General features: G+C 65.5%; 15 protein-coding genes. 12 read left to right on the top strand and 3 right to left on the bottom strand.

Features of this window, described 5'->3' with window-relative positions:
* Positions 1 to 69 precede the first annotated feature (69 nt).
* From ATJ78_RS14970 to ATJ78_RS14980, 3 genes are read left to right on the top strand one after another with little or no spacing between them, the layout of a single operon-like run.
* Entirely contained in the window at positions 70 to 1,752 is a 1,683-nt protein-coding gene (locus ATJ78_RS14970; protein ID WP_098408973.1) for an ATP-binding protein, read from the top strand.
* Entirely contained in the window at positions 1,742 to 2,443 is a 702-nt protein-coding gene (locus ATJ78_RS14975) for a response regulator (protein ID WP_098408974.1), read from the top strand. The genes ATJ78_RS14970 and ATJ78_RS14975 overlap by 11 nt, the downstream gene beginning before the upstream one ends.
* A gap of 57 nt (positions 2,444 to 2,500) precedes the next feature.
* A complete protein-coding gene (locus ATJ78_RS14980) occupies positions 2,501 to 3,817 on the top strand; it encodes a Fic family protein (protein ID WP_245836347.1) in 1,317 nt (438 codons plus the stop codon).
* 25 nt (positions 3,818 to 3,842) lie between these two features.
* Here ATJ78_RS14980 and ATJ78_RS14985 read toward each other — a convergent pair whose 3' ends face one another.
* On the bottom strand, positions 3,843 to 5,078 hold the full coding sequence (locus ATJ78_RS14985; RefSeq protein WP_098408976.1) for an exonuclease domain-containing protein: 1,236 nt from the start codon (positions 5,076 to 5,078) through the stop codon (positions 3,843 to 3,845).
* A gap of 624 nt (positions 5,079 to 5,702) precedes the next feature.
* Positions 5,703 to 6,263: a TetR family transcriptional regulator gene (locus ATJ78_RS14990; RefSeq protein WP_098408977.1), complete on the bottom strand. Its 561-nt coding sequence runs from the start codon at positions 6,261 to 6,263 to the stop codon at positions 5,703 to 5,705.
* Positions 6,264 to 6,343: 80 nt separating this feature from the next.
* On the opposite strand from ATJ78_RS14990, the gene ATJ78_RS14995 reads away from it, so the two are divergent.
* The 9 genes from ATJ78_RS14995 (at position 6,344) to tatA (ending at position 15,669) form a co-directional block, all read left to right on the top strand.
* Positions 6,344 to 7,378 (top strand): saccharopine dehydrogenase family protein, encoded by a 1,035-nt coding sequence (locus tag ATJ78_RS14995; RefSeq protein ID WP_211288476.1) that lies wholly within the window; start codon positions 6,344 to 6,346, stop codon positions 7,376 to 7,378.
* Between the two features lie 75 nt (positions 7,379 to 7,453).
* A complete protein-coding gene (locus ATJ78_RS16250) occupies positions 7,454 to 10,543 on the top strand; it encodes an adenosylhomocysteinase (protein WP_098408979.1) in 3,090 nt (1,029 codons plus the stop codon).
* Positions 10,540 to 10,962 carry a cupin domain-containing protein gene (locus ATJ78_RS15005; protein ID WP_098408980.1) on the top strand — a complete coding sequence of 141 codons (423 nt, stop codon included), beginning with the start codon at positions 10,540 to 10,542 and terminating at the stop codon, positions 10,960 to 10,962. The genes ATJ78_RS16250 and ATJ78_RS15005 overlap by 4 nt, the downstream gene beginning before the upstream one ends.
* A 102-nt stretch (positions 10,963 to 11,064) precedes the next feature.
* Positions 11,065 to 11,910 (top strand): ABC transporter substrate-binding protein, encoded by an 846-nt coding sequence (locus ATJ78_RS15010; protein ID WP_098408981.1) that lies wholly within the window; start codon positions 11,065 to 11,067, stop codon positions 11,908 to 11,910.
* A gap of 17 nt (positions 11,911 to 11,927) precedes the next feature.
* Positions 11,928 to 12,812, top strand: a complete 885-nt coding sequence (locus tag ATJ78_RS15015; protein ID WP_245836348.1) for an amino acid ABC transporter permease — start codon at positions 11,928 to 11,930, stop codon at positions 12,810 to 12,812.
* Positions 12,809 to 13,579, top strand: coding sequence for an amino acid ABC transporter ATP-binding protein (locus ATJ78_RS15020; protein ID WP_098408982.1), 771 nt, complete (start codon positions 12,809 to 12,811; stop codon positions 13,577 to 13,579). The genes ATJ78_RS15015 and ATJ78_RS15020 overlap by 4 nt, the downstream gene beginning before the upstream one ends.
* A 43-nt stretch (positions 13,580 to 13,622) precedes the next feature.
* On the top strand, positions 13,623 to 13,976 hold the full coding sequence (locus tag ATJ78_RS15025) for a YrdB family protein (RefSeq protein WP_098408983.1): 354 nt from the start codon (positions 13,623 to 13,625) through the stop codon (positions 13,974 to 13,976).
* A 1-nt stretch (position 13,977) separates the two neighbouring features.
* Positions 13,978 to 15,333, top strand: a complete 1,356-nt coding sequence (locus ATJ78_RS15030) for an FAD-binding oxidoreductase (RefSeq protein WP_098408984.1) — start codon at positions 13,978 to 13,980, stop codon at positions 15,331 to 15,333.
* A 111-nt stretch (positions 15,334 to 15,444) separates the two neighbouring features.
* On the top strand, positions 15,445 to 15,669 hold the full coding sequence (gene tatA, locus ATJ78_RS15035) for a twin-arginine translocase TatA/TatE family subunit (protein ID WP_098408985.1): 225 nt from the start codon (positions 15,445 to 15,447) through the stop codon (positions 15,667 to 15,669).
* Positions 15,670 to 15,932: 263 nt separating this feature from the next.
* Here the strand turns inward: tatA and nagB are convergent, their stop codons facing one another.
* Complete coding sequence (nagB, locus tag ATJ78_RS15040; RefSeq protein WP_098408986.1) at positions 15,933 to 16,712, bottom strand: glucosamine-6-phosphate deaminase; 780 nt, start codon at positions 16,710 to 16,712, stop codon at positions 15,933 to 15,935.
* Between the last annotated feature and the right edge of the window lie 84 nt (positions 16,713 to 16,796).

Consider the following 16,796-nt stretch of genomic DNA (forward strand, 5'->3'; position numbering starts at 1 on the left):
GCTGTCGCGGTTGCGTTCATAGTGTTCTCGACGTGCGAGGCTAATGTGCGTGAAAAAGGAGATCTGCGCATGAGCTCGAGCCGCGCTGACCGCGCACCGCGTGCTCCGCGTCGCCGGCGCTCCCTGGCGCGCACGCTGTTCGTCGCGCAGCTGGTGCTGATCGTCGTCGTGTGCGCGACGCTCAGTCTCACGAGTTATTTCTCGACGCGCGCCGACATGCGCGAGGCCACGGCCAACCGGGTCTTGAGCATCGCGCAGACCCTCGCGAACGATCCGTTCGTGACGAATGCCGTGCAGACGGCGCAGCCCTCGGATCAGCTGCAACCCTATGCGCTCACCGTCATGTCGACGGCGAAGGTCGACTTCATCACGATCATGGACCGCGACCGCACGCGCTACACACATCCGGATCCCGATCAGCTGGGAAAGCCGTATATCGGCAGCATCCAGACCGCGCTCGACGGCGAGAGTCAGGTGGAAGAATACGTCGGCACCCTCGGGCCGTCGGTGCGCGCGATCGTGCCAATCTTCGGCGACACGGGCGAGGTCACGGCGATGGTCTCTGTCGGCGTGACGCTCGAGACGATCTCCGTCGCTCAGGCGGCCGCGCTGCCGCAGATCATCATCGTGGCTCTCGCGGCGATCGCGCTCGGGGGCATCGGCTCGTGGATCGTGAGCCGCTACCTGCGCCGCGTCACCCTGGGCTACGGGCCCGAGCAGCTGCGGAGCCTCTTCGCGTTCTACGATTCGGCGCTGCACTCTCTGCGCGAAGGCCTCGTGCTCGTCGACACCAACGGCCGTCTCGTGCTCTACAACGACCAGGCCGCCGAGCTTCTCGGGCTGCCGAGCGGCGGTGAGCACGACCCGATTGCGGTGTCGGAGCTGAGCCTGCCAGCATCCGTTCGCTCGCTTTTCGCCTCGGGGCGGGATGCTGATGACGAAATCCATCTCACACGAGACCGTGTTCTGGTCGTCAATCAGAAGCAGGCGACGCAGCCGGTCGGCGGCACGCGCATTCGCGAAGGTAGCCGAGGCACGGTCGCGACGCTGCGTGACCGCACCGATATTCAGGAGCTCACGGGCGAGCTCGAATCGATGACGACGCTGTCTGAGGCGCTGCGCGCGCAGACGCACGAGCACGCGAACCGGCTGCACACGGTCGCGACGCTCATTGAGCTGGGGCGCGAGCGTGAGGCGCTCGACTTCGCGGTGCACGACCAGCAGGAGTCGCAGCGACTGACCGACACGTTCGTGCAGTCGCTCGATGAGCCGTTCATCACGGCGCTCATGATCGGTAAGGCCGCGCAGGCGCACGAGCGTGGCATCGAGCTGACGATCACGGCAGCGGGCGAGCTTCCGCCCGGGTCGCTCGACGCCCGCGATCTCGTCACCGTCACGGGCAACCTGCTCGACAACGCGTTCGACGCTGCCGCGAGTTCTGACGCGCGGCATGTGTGGGCCGACTTTGCTGCAGCCGACGGTGAGCTCATCATCACGATCGCGGACTCGGGTCCCGGCGTCGATACGGGTGAGATCGACGCGATCTTCCACCTCGGCGAGTCGAGCAAGGCGGCGCCGCCACGGTCGGGCGGCCGCGGGTATGGCCTCGTTCTCGTGCGGCAGGCCGTGACGAGGCTCGGCGGCACCCTCGATGTGGAATCTGACGGCGGCGCGATCTTCACGGTTACACTTCCCCTGGCGTCGCGCGACAGCGGCGCCGCGGCGGGCGAAGGAGGCACCGATGGCGCGTGACCGCGACCTGCGGGTGCTCATCGTCGACGACGACCCGCTCACGGCGGAGGCGCACGCGGACTACGTTCGACGCGTGCCTGGCTTCGCGGTCGACAGTGTTGTGCTGACGGGCAACGATGCGATGTCTCGAATGGATGCTGCGGCAGCATCCGACTCCCCCGTCGACATCGTGCTTCTCGACATGAACCTCACCGACTCGCACGGCCTCGACGTCGCCTATCGCATGCATCAGCGCGGGCATGGGGCGGACATCATCGCGATCACGGCGGTGCGCGACTTGCAGGTAGTCAGGTCGGCGATCTCCACCGGGGTGACGCAGTATCTGATCAAGCCGTTCACTTTCGCGGCGTTCCGCGAGAAGCTCGAGAACCAGCGTGCCTTCCGGCTGAACCTGACCGACACCGGGGCGTTGGCCACGCAAGCATCGGTGGACAATGCCCTGAGTGCGCTGCGTTCGGTGTCGCAGAGCCGTCTGCCGAAGGGGCTGCTTGAAGAGACGCTCGCCGCTGTCTCTACGCTGTTGCGTGAATCCGACGCCGCGCTCTCGGCGACGGAGGTCGGCGAGCGCCTCTCCCTCTCGCGGGTGACGGTGCGTCGCTACCTCGAGTACCTCGCGGAGACGAAGCAGGCCCGCAAACAGCCCCGCCATGGCACGCCGGGCCGTCCGGAGTACGAGTACCGCTGGCTCTGATCCGCGGTATCAACAGTTGGCATAGAGCCACAGGCAGGCGTAACCGACGCTTGTCAGGTGATCCAGCGACCCCGGCTTCACAACCTTGTTAAAGATAACTACCGGGTGTTGCTATTTATCTTTAGTAGACTAAAGATAAATAACGAGGGATGCTATCGACACATCGGAGAGGAAGCCGCAATGGCAGGATCAGCAGCGTGGCCGCCGATTGCCAAGGAAACCCTGGCGTGGAAATCGTCAGTCGAACGCGCCCAGGTGTCGCGACGCGAGTGGGCATTAATCCACACACCATACGAGGCTTCGGTCACGCCCGAGGTCGCCCATCTCCCTGTGAGCGTAGAATCCGATATTTCGGCGGAGGCAAGCGAAGTCGAATCGATGATGTCGCGTTTCGACGCCGACTTCGGATCGGTCGTAGCGCCGTTCTCGTCGTTATTACTGCGCTCGGAGTCAGCATCGTCGTCAGAGATCGAGAAGCTTTCTGCGTCTGCTCAAGCGGTTGCCGAGGCCGAAATCGGCGAGAGGCAGCGCGGCAACGCGGCGCTTGTTGTTGCAAATGTGCACGCGATGCGCGCAGCCCTGTCCTTAGCCGACGACATCTCTCACGACACAATCATCACCATGCACCGGACCTTGCTTGATGACACCGCGCCCGAACTGACCGGAGCCTATCGTCGTCAACAAGTCTGGATCGGTGGCGGCCCACAGAGTCCGCACCGCGCCTTGTTTGTTCCGCCCCAGGCGAAACGTGTTCAAGCGGCGATGGCTGACCTAGTCCGATTTGCTCGGCGTGCTGATGTCCAGGCGATCCCTCACATTGCTCTCGCACATGCTCAATTCGAGACGATCCACCCGTTTCTCGATGGGAATGGACGCACCGGCCGCGCCCTGGTGCAAGCGATGTTTCGTTCTCAGGGCGTCACGCAGCATGTCACCGTGCCTGTGTCCGCTGGCCTGCTGGCAGACACTGACGGGTACTTTGCTGCGCTCACCGCGTTCCGAGAAGGTGACATCGAGCCGATTATCCGCGCATTCTTGCAAGCCACCACACGCGGCATCTGGAATGGTCGGCGTCTCGCGAACGACATCAACGAGATCACCGCGCGATACAACGACTTGCTCTCAGGAATCCGTTCCGACTCCGTAGCGCACCGAATTTCCGGCCTGTTGTTCCGGCAGCCCGTTGTAAATGTGAAGTCGGTCATCGCCGAGACCGGATCAGCGCCAGTGAATATCTATCGTGCTCTCGACTCGATGGCTGAACGCGGAGTGATTCGCGAAGCCACCTCGAAGCGCCGCAATCGCATCTGGGTCGCCGATGACATTATTGACGCGCTCGACGCATTTGCCACGCGCTCGGGAAAACGTCGATGACGAACATGCGATGCTCCTCGCTCGGTCACAGTCCGACTAAACGGGCGAGTCCAGCTTCGTCCACGATCGGGATGCTGTACTCGCGCGCTTTCTTCGCTTTGCCTGACAGCGAATCAGGGTCAGCGGCAGCGACGAGAGACACCTTCTTCGTCACGTTTGGATGGGTCTTGAAGCCTCGAGACTCGATGATCGCGCTCCACTCAGATCGGGGCCTACTCATCTCTCCGGTAAGCACAACCATGTCTTCCGGGCAAAGTGCGAACGCCTCCATCGCCGGCAATGGCGCCGTCATCGGAGTAGCAACTGCTGCCGGAGGAGTGGCAAGCGCATCGGCAACGGCTTCCACCGGAATCTCAAGAGCCCGAGCCACCTTCTCAAGCTCTCGTCGCTCGGCTTCTGTGACGATTCCGTCCATCCACGCGGCACTGACCAAGTCGTCGACATAGCCAACGTGCAACACCTCGGCTGCTCGGCGGTCTAGGCCGATCTCGTCGGCGAGAGCGACCAACATCCCAGCCTCGCTGACCGAAATCGAACGATCCAACAGGCATCGATCGAGCAGGGCAAGATATTCAGATTCCGCGCCAGGCTCGACGTCACGGTCGAGCCTGGCGGAGAGACGATTCAAGAAACTGGATTGCGGCTCGACAGGACCCTTACGTTGTTGCCAGAGCACACCTTTCGTGGGAAGCATCGGATAGGAATACGCGCCGCCGCTCCGTTCCCAATCTGCCCAGAACTGGTTCCAATCCGGCCACATGGCACTTTCTCTGCGGTACACCGCGAGAAGTTGAGCGGCCGCAAATGCATCATCCCCCGCGCGGTGAGCGCTTCCAAGAGGTATCCCAAACGACTCACAGGCGGCCGCAAGCGAGGCGGAACCACCGAGGCCAAAACTGTGGGCAAGCCGCATCGTGCAGAGCGAGGGTATCTGTGGGTGCAGCAGATACCCCGCGCGCTCAAACTCGGCCTGCAAAAACCGCAGGTCGAAGTTCACGTTATGGGCGACGAACACACGACCTTGCAGGAGTCCCGCAAGCTCCGGAACGATGTCTGCGAAGTCCGGCGCATCAAGAACATCAGAAGCTCGGATGCCGTGAATGCTCTGTGACCCAAGATCACGCTGCGGGTTAACGACGGTCTCCCACCGCCCGGACACCGTGCCGTCTGACTCAACGTGCACGACTCCGATTTCGATTACTCGATGGTGGTACGAAGGGAGAATCCCAGTGGTCTCGAAATCGACGACTGCGTATCCCATTCACAACTCTTTCGTATCTGCCGACGAGTACGCGCCGAAGCGTTCTTCAACTCAACGCGTCACGAGATCAATTGTCCGAGACAACGCGTAACGGCAGATAGCCCACGAACAGGGGTAACAAGCCGTCGTGATAGGACGTGCGTTGCCCACGTGCGTTCGCACTACGTCAGGGGCGACCGCTTCCCTCGAGAATCGTGATCGTGACAATTTTCATGCCGATCACGAATTTCAGGGAAAGCAGTCCTTCCCTCGACATCGACCTTCCAGGTAGGCCTCGCTCTGATGCCCTACGAAACGATCTTTTCGACGTCACGAACGCGAAGCTTTCCTGACATTCATTGCGGCAAATAGCGCCTCACAGGTCTCACGATCATCAGTGCTCTTGAGACCAGGTTGCCCATCGTTTTCAGCGTGACCTTTCGGCCTGGCTCACAAGATTTGAACCTGCGACCCCTTGGGCCGCATCGACGGCATCAGCGTGGGGCCACTGGTCGTGCCCGTAATTGCTATAGGAGAAGCAGCTATGCATCTTCTGCCAGGTGCGGGATGCCGAGCACGGCGAAGGGATCATCATCTCGCGCGATGATATTCCTGCGGCGCGGCTCGTGCCTGCAGCAGTCGTGATTACGCCAGCGTCGAGCGGAGAGTGTTCAGGGCGTCCGCAATGATGTCGGCGAGAGGCGTTTCGTCGTCGCGAGCGAGCCACTCCTGCACCGAGACATAGAGCAGCGTCACGCTGGTTTCGGCCAGCAGCGCAGCTTGCGTTGCGGAGACACCGCGCGCAATCAGGGCGTCATGCACGACTTTGCCCACCGTCTCACGCTTCTGCAGGTCACGCTCCCGCAGGCCAGGGTCTGAACTTACGATCTCACGCCGCATCCGGAGTTCGTCGCGACGCCCCTCGAAGCGCGTCTCGGCGAACGTGCGGAGGCTCGTCATAATCAAATCGAGCGGTTCGTCGTCTGGCGCAGCATCCGCCAACATCTGGGCAGCTTCCGCCGGTACGTCCTCTCCCCCGAAGACCACCTCGCGCTTATCGGCGAAGTACCGGTGAAAAGTGCGCGTACTGAGCCCAGCCCGCGCCGTGATCTCGGGAACCGTCGTCGCCGCAAAGCCTTGCTCGGCAAAGAGCTCGAAGGCCGCCTTCTCGAGCCTTCGGCGCGCGCCCGGTTCCCATCTGCTCACGTCTTCAGTCTAAATGATGACATGGCGTGTCATCAGGCGTACAGTGATGACACGTCATGTCATCAACCGAGGAGCAGACAATGAGCAACGACGTATGGATTGTGGGCGGCGCAGGCCGAAGCGGACGACACATCGCGACACAGCTGCGGCAGCGCGGCATCGAGCCGGTGCTCGTCGGACGGAACGCCGATCGCCTGGCCGAAGCGGCGAAGGACGGCGAGCGAACGGTCGTGGCCCACTCGATCGATGAGATTGTCGCAGAGGTGCGGCGACAGCATCCTGCCGTCGTGATCAACACAGTCGCACCGTTCGCCGAGACAGCCGCGGAACTCGTGTCGACGGGCGCGCACTATATCGACATCGCCAACGATATGGGTGCGATCTCGGGACTACTCGACCGCAACGAGAAACTTTCCGCGCGCGGACAAACTGCCGTGACCGGCGCCGGGTTCGGCGTGACAGGGACCGAGAGCATCCTCGTGAAGCTCCTCGAAGGTCGCCCGACACCTGCACGGGTTCGCGTCGACATGCTGCCGTCACTGGAGACCGAGGCAGGAACGGTCGGCGAATCGCTCGCCGCGTCTCTCATCACCGGGTTGGCGTACCGCGACCCGCGGGGCAGCCGGTTCGGGAGGAATCTCATGCGGCTCGTCCTGCCGGACGGATCGGAGGTGTCGACGGCGAGCATGCCTCTCGGCGACCTAGCGGCCGCGCGCCACGTCAGCAAGGCGCCCACCGTGATCGCTGCCTCGAGCATGGCACCCACCGGACCGATCCGTTTTGTCGCGCCACTCGCATCGACTCTGCTGGCTGTGCGGCCGCTTCAGGAGTTCGCCCAGCGCCAGCTGGCGCGCGTGACCGTCAAGGCACAGCCGCGCCCTCGGGAGTACTCGTGGGCGCACGCACACGTTGAGTGGGATGACGGCAGCGTGCGCGACGGCTGGCTGCGCATCGGCGATGCGTCGACGTTCACGGGCACGGTGCCGGCGGAGGTCGCTCGCCGTCTGCTCGAGGGCGACGGGCGCGCGGGTGCGTTCACGCCGGCGTCACTCTTCGGCACCGACCTGGCCGAGGCGTGCGGCGCCGAGTACCTGCCGGGGCTCGTTGCCGCGTGAGCGCCGCGGACTTCTGACCCGTCACGTCGCGTCACAACTCGGGTCGGAGACGCAGCGGCACAATACAATGAGCGAGTGCCGCGCCCCGACGATTCTGCTCCAGCATCCCCCACCGAGCACCAGGCAGAGGCCGCGTCAATTCTTGCGGCGGTGAATCGGATCACGAATCGACTGATCGCCGGCACGCGGTTCGCGATTCTCGGCGGAGCAGACACGGCGAGGGCGCTGCGGGCGATTCTGCACGGCATGGGCGGACACACGGTCTCCCCCGCGCAGTGCGAGATCGTGGTTCTTCTGGGTGGCCTCACCGATGCAGAGCATGCGGAGATTCGCTCATGGCTGCTCGCTGAATACGCCAAGGATGACGACGGTGCTTCTCGACTGCCGATCGTCGTCGATCACGCCGGGGTCTTGAGTGCCGGGGCGTCAGAGCCCGCGGACCTTCTTGGTGACAGCGAGCGCGTGCTCCCCGAAGGCCTCCGGGCCGTGCGGGCAGCACGTGGCGAGATCGTCGTCATCGACACCGAGAGCCTGCAGAAACCGCCGCAGCGCCAGGCATCTGCGCACGAGGACTATCTCGCCGAACGCGGCCTGAGCCGCATCGACTGGGCGGCGACAGCGATGCCCGTCACGCGCAAGTTGGCATCACAGCTTGCGGCCACCGGCGCTGTGCGCGGAGTGCGCATCGGAATCGTGCTGGTGCTTGAGCCGAAGACGGCAGTTCTCGCGATCGAGCTGGCCCGCGCGGGCGCGGACGTGCGCGTGTTCGCGCCGGCGAACGAGGTCGATCCCGAAGCTGCGGCGGCGCTTCGCACGCGCGGGATCGTCGTGCTGGGCTCCCCCGACGCGACAGAAGAGGACGACGCGAAGCAGGCCCTGGACCTCGTGCGATGGCATCCGGACCTGCTGATCGACGACGGCGCCCACCTCATTCGCCTCGTGCACGAGCAACCAGATGCCCTGGAACAGCTGCGTGGCGCCGCCGAGGAGACCACGAGCGGCGTGCGGCCGCTGCGTGAGATGGATGCTGCAGAAAAGCTCGCCGTTCCCGTGGTCCCCGTGAACGACGCTCGCGTCAAGACGCTGTTCGATAACCGGTACGGCACCGGACAGACGTGCGCGTTCGCGATCGTCGACCTGCTCGAGGAGGCACACTCGCGCAGGATCAGCGCGTGCGATCCGCTCATCGCGACGTGGCTCGTGGTCGGCTACGGACCCGTCGGCGAAGGCGTCTGCCGGCACGCCCGTGCACTCGGCGCCCGCGTGATCGTCGCGGAGATCGATCCCGTGCGCGCTCTTGCCGCCGAGGTCGACGGTTTCGAGGTGATGCCGGCGGAACACGGCGCACGAGAAGCGGACATCGTGGTGTCGGCAACGGGGGTGCGCGGCACGATCCATGAGCAGCTGATCAGCGCCGCTAGCAACGGCACGATCTTCGCCGTCGCGGGCGGCACGGATGGCGAACTCGAGGCGCCGCACGCGACGTGGACCGACCGTGGACCGCAGATCAGCGAGGTTGCGCTCGGCGAGCGCCAGGTGATTGTGCTCGCGCACGGGCACGGCGTGAACTACACAGCATCCGGTGGCAACCCCATCGAGATCATGGACCTCTCGTTCGCCGCGCAGCTTGCCGCGGTCGAGCAGCTCGTCGCGGCGGGGGTTCTCACGGACCCATCCGCGCTCGCACCCGGTTTGCACCCGCTCGACCCTGAGCGCGAGAACGATATCGCTCACCTCGCGCTCGCCGCGCGGCATGGCGCCGCAGCATCCGGGCATTCTGCCCCCGTGTCTCGCGTGGCGGCGACGGGTTCCGAGCCCAGCCGCTACTCACGAGACGCCGCGCCCACGGTGCTGCAGACGGATGACGCCGCTCACGCCACCGTCACGGTGTACAGCGCGCCGCTCGTGATCCCGGTGACGGCACCGCGCATTCGCGACGGCGCTGTCGCCGTGCGCGGCGAGCGGATTCTGCACGTCGGCGAGCGCCAGTGGGTGCTGCAGTCGCTGCGCGATGCCGGGATCGACTTCGTCGAAGAGCACTGGGACGGGGTGATCACACCGGGGCTCGTCAACGCGCACACGCACCTGCAGTACACGCGCATGGCCGACGTCGCCACACGGCGATACAACGGCTTCGACGACTGGGCCGCGGCATTCGACCGGGTGTACGACAGCGACGGCGCACGGCACGACTGGAGCGCGGCCGCCGCCGAGGGTGCGCGGCTCGCCGTGGCGTCGGGGACGACAGCCCTGGCCGACGTCGTGACCGACCGCGAGGCGGTGTCGGCGCTGCACGACGCCGGCCTGCACGGCATCGCCTACTGGGAAGTCATGGGCTGGAGTAACGCCGACTGGCGCGCCCACGGACGCGACGCCGCGATCGCCGACCTCGACAGCATGCCCGCCACCCCGGGCGTCGGCGTCTCACCGCACGCGCCGTATTCGCTCGAGGTGCAGCCTCTTCTCGACATTCCCGATGTGGTGCGCAACCGCGGCATGCGGCTGCACATCCACCTCGCCGAAGCGCACTTCGAGAACGAGAATGTCTCGAGCGACGACGCGTGGGTGGGCCTGAACGCCGAGAGCTTCAGAGCGCTGCGCAGCCGCGGCGTCGGTGTCAGTTCGACGCAGTTCGTCGATCAGCTCGGCGTGCTCGGCCCCGACTGCCATATCGCCCACGGCATCTACATGACCGCCCGCGACCGTTCGCTGCTGCGCGCACGCGGAACCTCCGTCGCACTCTGCCCGCGCTCGAACGACGTGATCGGGCTCGACGCACCGCCCGTCGCGGCATACCTGCGCGAGGGAAATCTCATCTGCGTCGGCACTGACTCGCTCTCGTCATCGCCGAGCCTCGACCCGCTCGCAGACGTGGCGCACCTGCACAGAATCGCGCGCGAACAAGGCTATGCCGACGACGATCTGCACCAGCGGCTCTTCCACGCCGCGACACTCGGCGGAGCGCACGCCCTCGGCCTCAGCGCCGGACCGCAGCGCATCGGGCAGCTCGCCGTCGGCGCCCTCGCGGACCTCGCGTTCTTCGCCGTGAGCGACACGTCGCCGCGAGCAGCACTGGCCGAGCTCGTCGAGGCCGGAGCCGGAACATGCCGGCGCACGATCGTCGCCGGCGAGACCGTCTTTCGCAGAGAGGAACAGTCGGCATGACGTACGACGCCATTCGCGAGCTGTCGCTTGAACAGCATCCTGAGGGCGGCTGGTTCCGCCGAACCTACACGGCCGCCGACGCGCTGGCCACACCCGGCGGGGAGCGCCCCGCTGCGACGCTCATTCACTTCTGGCTGCCTGCAGGAGAGCACTCGCGCTGGCACGTCGTCGCCTCGGACGAGATCTGGATGTGGCACGGCCCCGGCTCCCTGCGACTCGAGCTTGGCGGAACGAGTGACCAGCCGCGCGACACGGGCGACGGCGGACTGCTCGCCGCACCCGGAACGGTCGGCGCGACACAGCAGCTGATCGTTCCAGGCGGATGCTGGCAGCGCACGGTTCCGGGCGACGACGACGTGCTCGTGAGCTGCCTCGTGACGCCCGGCTTCGACTTTGCCGATTGGCGCCTCGCCGACTGACCGAGCAACAATTCGTCATTCCCGCGCGCGAGCGTGCCCGCGACGATAGTCTTTCTCGGTGGCGCGGCATCCCGAACGCGCCCCGTCCCCGAGGAGCCCTCCGTGAAATCACGTTCCGTTCTGCGTGCTGTTGCCATCGCCAGCGCCGCCGCTGCTGCGATCGCCTTGTCCGCCTGCTCGGCATCAACCCCAGAGGATGCTGCCGCCGGCGACGATTCGGGACTGCAGACCGTCACGCCGGGCAAGTTCACCATTGCCACGGGCGAGCCCGCCTACTCCCCCTGGGTTGAGAACGACGACCCCGAGTCGGGCGAAGGGTTCGAGGCGGCAGTCGCCTACGCCGTCGCCGGCCAGCTGGGCTTCGACAAGTCGGACGTCGTCTGGATCCGCACGCCGTTCGACACCGTGATCGCGCCGGGGCCAAAGGACTTCGACATCAACATTCAGCAGTTCTCGGCAAACGAAGACCGCGAGAAGGCCGTCGACTTCTCATCGCCGTACTACGAGACAACGCAGGGTGTCGTGAGCGTCGAGGGCAGCCCTGCCGCCGATGCGACATCGCTCGCTGACCTCGCCGACGTGAAGGTCGGCGTGGCCGCCGGATCGACATCGATCGCCGCCGTGAAGGAAGCCATCGGCACGGACCCCGCGATCTTCAACAGCAACGAAGACACCGTGCAGGCCCTCATCGCCGGCAACATCGACGCCCTCGTCACCGACCTGCCGACAGCGTTCTACAACGCCAACGCGGTTCTCGACAACGGCGTTCTCGTCGGCCAGTTCGAGAGCTCGGCCGGAGGCGACAAGCTCGCCCTCCTGCTCGAGAACGACTCGCCACTCACCGACCCGGTGACCGAGGCCGTTGACGCTCTTCGCGAAGACGGCACGCTCGACGAGCTCGCCGAGAAGTGGCTCGCCGACAACGCCGGCGCAACGGTTCTGTCGTAGGAGCGCCTGCACACCCCGTGACGAACGATATAGACACGAGCACGCCGCCCGGCTCGGCGCGTCCCGAACCGAGTCGGGTCGAGCTGGACAGGCGCGCGTTTCGACGCCGCCAGACGGCACGGTCGCTGCTGATCAGCGTCGTCAGCACGATCATCTTCGCGGTGATCGTGTGGCTCGTTCTGGTGAACAGCCCCGGCTGGGACGAGGTGCGGCGTTCGTTCTTCGACATCGACACGGCGGTCGCGTCTTTCCCCAGCATCCTTGTCGGTCTCTGGCTGAACATTCAGGTGCTCTTCTTCGCCGCGATTCTCGTCGGCATTTTCGGCTCGCTTCTGGCCATCGCGCGCACGCTGCGCGGCGCCGTCTTCGCGCCGATTCGCCTGGCAGCGGCGATATACACGGACTTCTTCCGCGGCATCCCTCTGCTGCTTGTTCTCTACCTCGTCGGCTTCGGCGTTCCCGCCCTCGGCTTCACCGACCGTCTGCCCATGCAGTTCTGGGGAACAATCGCTCTGACCCTGACGTACTCGTCGTACGTCGCCGAGGTGCTGCGCGCCGGAATCGAGGCCGTGCACCCGTCGCAGCGCATGGCCGCGCGCTCGCTCGGCCTCGGCTACTCGAAGACCCTGCGACTCGTCGTGCTCCCCCAGGCCGTGCGCAAGGTGACGCCGGCCCTCATGAACGACTTCGTGTCGATGCAGAAAGACGTGGGGCTGATCTCGGTTCTCGGCGCCGTCGACGCGATTCGCGCCGCGCAGATCGAGGTCGCGAGCGTCTACAACTTCACCCCGTATGTCGTCGCCGGCGTGCTCTTCGTTCTGCTCTCGTGGCCGATGATCCGGCTCACCGACTGGTACACGGCACGCGCACAGCGCCGCGAGCAGATGGGAGGACAGGTATGACCGACGCGAACACAACCCAGGGTCCTGTCCTGCGCGTCTCGGGCGTGCAGAAATGGTTCGGCGATACTGCCGTGCTGCAGGGCATCGACATCGAGGTCGCCGAGCACGAGGTCGTCGTGCTCATCGGCGCGAGCGGATCGGGCAAGTCAACGCTGCTCAAGACCATCAACCTGCTCGAGCGCGTCGACGACGGCCAGATCTTTCTGCAGGGCGACGACATCACCGACCCTCGCGTCAACGCCGACCGCGTTCGGGCTCGCATCGGCGTGGTATTTCAGCACTACAACCTCTTTCCGCACCTCTCGGTGCTGCACAACATCACGCTCGCGAGCCGCAATGTCTTCAAGATCGGCAAGGCCGAGGCAGAGTCGCGCGGGCGCGAGCTGCTGCGGCGCATCGGTCTCGAAGAGAAAGCCAGCGAGTACCCCGACCGGCTTTCGGGCGGCCAGCAGCAGCGCGTCGCGATCGCCCGCGCCATCGCCACAGAGCCCGAACTGCTGCTGCTCGACGAGATCACGAGCGCTCTCGACCCCCAGCTCGTCGGCGAAGTTCTCGATCTCGTCGGCGAGCTGAAGCAGGCGGGAAGCACCATGGTCATGGCGACGCACGAGATGTCGTTTGCGCGGCAGGTCGCCGACCGCGTCGTGTTTCTCTCGAACGGCCGCATCGTCGAGTCGGGCCCGCCGAGCCAGCTTTTCGATGCGCCGCAGAACGACGAGACCAAGGCGTTTCTCTCTCGCGTGCGGCAGGCGAGCCCGGGCCTCTGACCTCTCGCGGCCGAGCGTCGTCGACGCGACGTAGAATTGAAGCGTGACTTCAACACCTGCGCCCGCACGCGTCAGCGTGAATGACCTCGTGCGGTTCGTTCTCGAGCTCTTCGCCTTCGTCTCGCTGGGCCTGTGGGGCTTCCTCTGCTTCGAGCTGCCCTGGAACATCGTCATCGGAATCGGCGCCCCCGTGATCGCGATCGTGCTCTGGGCTCTGTTCCGCTCCCCCAAGGCCGTCTTCACCATGGACCCTTTCGGCAAAGCGATCGTCGAGATCGCCGTCATGGGCACGGCCGTCTTCGGCTGGTGGGACATGGGTCAGCCGATCGTCGCCGCGATCTTCGCCATCGTCGCCGTCACGAGCGGCGTCATCAACGGCCGCAGGGAGATCGGCTGACATGACCGAGGTCGTCGCCCAGCTCATCGAGGCGCTCGGCGATGCGGTATCAGTGGATGCTGCGCAGCTCGACGCCGCGCAAGCCGACAAGTCGGGGCACCGTTCCGGCAGCTCGCCGCTCGCGATCGTGACCGCGCGCTCCATCGACGACGTTCAAGCGACACTGCGCATTGCTACGCAGACCCGCACTCCCGTCGTCACGCGCGGCGCTGGCACGGGACTCGCTGGCGGCGCCGTCGGCGGCTCCGGCGAGATCATGCTCTCGACACTCGCCATGGACCGTGTGTTCGAAATCAACAGCTCCGATCTGCTCGCCGTCGTCGAACCCGGCATCCTGAACGGTCATTTCAACGACATTCTCGCCGAGCAGGGTCTGTGGTTCGCACCCGATCCCGCGTCGAAGGCGATCTCGACGGTCGGCGGCAACATCGCCACGAACGCCGGCGGCCTGCTGTGCGCGAAGTACGGCGTCACGCGCGACGCCGTGCTCGGACTCAAGGTCGTGCTGCCCGACGGCCGGCTGCTCACCCTGGGGCGCCGCAGCGTCAAGGGCGTCACCGGGCTCGACCTCACGGCGCTCATGGTCGGCTCAGAGGGACTGCTCGGCGTCATCGTCGAGGCGACGGTGCGCATCCGCCGCGCGGTGCCGGGCACGGTGGCGACGATCGCCGCGTTCTATCTGGGGGTTCGGGATGCGGCGGCAAGCTCCGCCGCGATCACCGCAGCGGGACTGCAGCCCGCCGTCATGGAGCTCATCGACCCGCACGTGCTTCGGGCGATCGACGCGTTTCACGGCAGCTCGCTGTCGCAGCGCGGTGCCGCCCACCTCGCCGTGCAATTCGACGGACCCGGCGCCGAAAACGACGCCCGTCGCGCGCTCGAGATCATCACGCGCCTCGGCGGAGACGCCGACCTCACAACGGACCGCGACGAAGCCGACGAGCTTCTCGCCGCGCGTCGCGCCGCGCATGGGTCGCTTGCCGCGCTCGGCACGACGCTCATTGAAGACGTCTCGGTGCCGCGCTCGGCACTGCCTGACATGTTCGACGCGATCGCCGACATCGAGAAACGCTATGGCATCAGCATCCCGACGCTCGCGCACGCGGGAGACGGCAACCTGCACCCCAATTTCATCTTCGACGGTCCCGAGGTTCCCGACGAGATCTGGGATGCCGCGGGCGAGCTGTTCACCGCGGCGCTGAAGCTCGGCGGCACCCTCACGGGCGAGCACGGCATCGGCGTGCTCAAGAAGCGCTGGCTCGGCGACGAACTCGGCGACGATCAGCTGCAGCTGCAACGGCAGATCAAGCAGGTCTTCGATCCCCTCGGCATCCTGAACCCCGGCAAGGTGTTCTAGGCACACGGCGCCTTGTGCTGGGCGGCCAGCGGTCTGCGGTGTTCTCAGCAAGATCAGAGTCGAGAGCCTATGCTAGAGGCACTGACTTAGAGCGTCGACGCGGAGGTCCCCATGCTCGCCAATCTCAACGGATGGCACCTTGTCATCATCCTGTTCCTCGTGCTTCTGCTGTTCGGTGCGCCGAAGCTGCCTGGCCTCGCCAAGAGCGTCGGCGAATCGATGAAGATCTTCAAGAAGGAAGTCCGCGAGGTCACAGACGACGGCGAGAAGACCGCCGACGGCACCACGACGTCGACCACTGACGCCTCGACGACGCCGCGCTCAGACGCCGCGTAGATCACTGCAACGCGGCGCCACGTCCACGCACGTCGACGTGGGCACCGACTGACGTAGCAACGGCACGCGCTCGCTCCGTACTCGCACGAACGCGAGCAGCGCTTTGCGGCGATGCCGACGCTGCGTGCATCTTCTTCTTGCAACACTTCATGGCAGCGCCGCCACGAGACGCACTGTTCATGTGTCAAAACCTGCGGTTCTGGGTGTGAACTGGCGCAGATATCGACATCTGAATAGGTTCGGCCCGGTTCACTGCATAAGGATTACAAGCCCTGCCACGACGGCTTGTTCGCGTACGCGTGGCGATAATAATCAGCGTTCTTCAGGTCTGCGGCGGCCGCTTCGTCAACGATGACCGTCGCGCGCTCATGCAGCTGCAGCGCCGATCCGGGCAGCGTCGCACTGATCGGCCCTTCGACGGCACCGGCAACGGCGCGCGCCTTGCCCGCACCGAACGCGAGCAGCACCAGGTGCCGCGCGCGCTGAATCGTGCCGAGGCCCTGCGTGATGCAGTGCATGGGCACCTCGTCTTCTGACGCAAAGAACCGCGCGTTGTCGCGCCGCGTCTGCTTCGTCAGGGTCTTGACGCGCGTGCGTGACGCAAACGACGACCCCGGCTCGTTGAAGCCGATGTGCCCGTCGGTGCCAATGCCGAGAATCTGCAGGTCGATGCCCCCGGCCGCGATGATCGCCTCTTCGTAATCGGCGCCCGCGTGCTCAATGGTGTCGAGCGCACCGTTCGGCACGTGCACGCGCTCCGGGTCGAGCCCGAGCGGTTCCACGACCTCGCGCGTGATCACCGAGCGATAGCTTTCAGGGTGGGATGCTGGCAGGCCGACGTACTCGTCGAGCGCAAAGCCCGACACCCCCGACAGATCCATCTCGTCGCGCCGACTCGCGAGCGCCCGATACACCGGCAGCGGCGTCGATCCGGTTGCCAGGCCAAGCACGGCGTTCGGCTTGGCAGCGACGAGCGAGACGATCTCGTCGGCAACGAGTGAACCCGCGTCATCTGCGGAGGTGACGATGATGACTTCAGCCATGTACCTGTTCTTTCTGCATTCGAACGAGCGCGAGCACGCGCGAAGATCCCGAGTGGTCCGACTCCGAGCGTAGCCGGTGCGGCG

The sequence above is a fragment of the Paramicrobacterium agarici genome (genome assembly GCF_002563955.1).
Classification (GTDB): Bacteria; Actinomycetota; Actinomycetes; order Actinomycetales; family Microbacteriaceae; genus Paramicrobacterium; species Paramicrobacterium agarici.

Coding starts and splice junctions, on each gene's coding strand:
- ATJ78_RS14970 (WP_098408973.1), top strand. CDS start 70: ATGAGCTCGAGCCGCGCTGACCGCGCACCGCGTGCTCCGCGTCGCCGG.
- ATJ78_RS14975 (WP_098408974.1), top strand. CDS start 1,742: ATGGCGCGTGACCGCGACCTGCGGGTGCTCATCGTCGACGACGACCCG.
- ATJ78_RS14985 (WP_098408976.1), bottom strand. CDS start 5,078: ATGGGATACGCAGTCGTCGATTTCGAGACCACTGGGATTCTCCCTTCG.
- ATJ78_RS14995 (WP_211288476.1), top strand. CDS start 6,344: ATGAGCAACGACGTATGGATTGTGGGCGGCGCAGGCCGAAGCGGACGA.
- ATJ78_RS15005 (WP_098408980.1), top strand. CDS start 10,540: ATGACGTACGACGCCATTCGCGAGCTGTCGCTTGAACAGCATCCTGAG.
- ATJ78_RS15020 (WP_098408982.1), top strand. CDS start 12,809: ATGACCGACGCGAACACAACCCAGGGTCCTGTCCTGCGCGTCTCGGGC.
- ATJ78_RS15030 (WP_098408984.1), top strand. CDS start 13,978: ATGACCGAGGTCGTCGCCCAGCTCATCGAGGCGCTCGGCGATGCGGTA.
- tatA (WP_098408985.1), top strand. CDS start 15,445: ATGCTCGCCAATCTCAACGGATGGCACCTTGTCATCATCCTGTTCCTC.
- nagB (WP_098408986.1), bottom strand. CDS start 16,712: ATGGCTGAAGTCATCATCGTCACCTCCGCAGATGACGCGGGTTCACTC.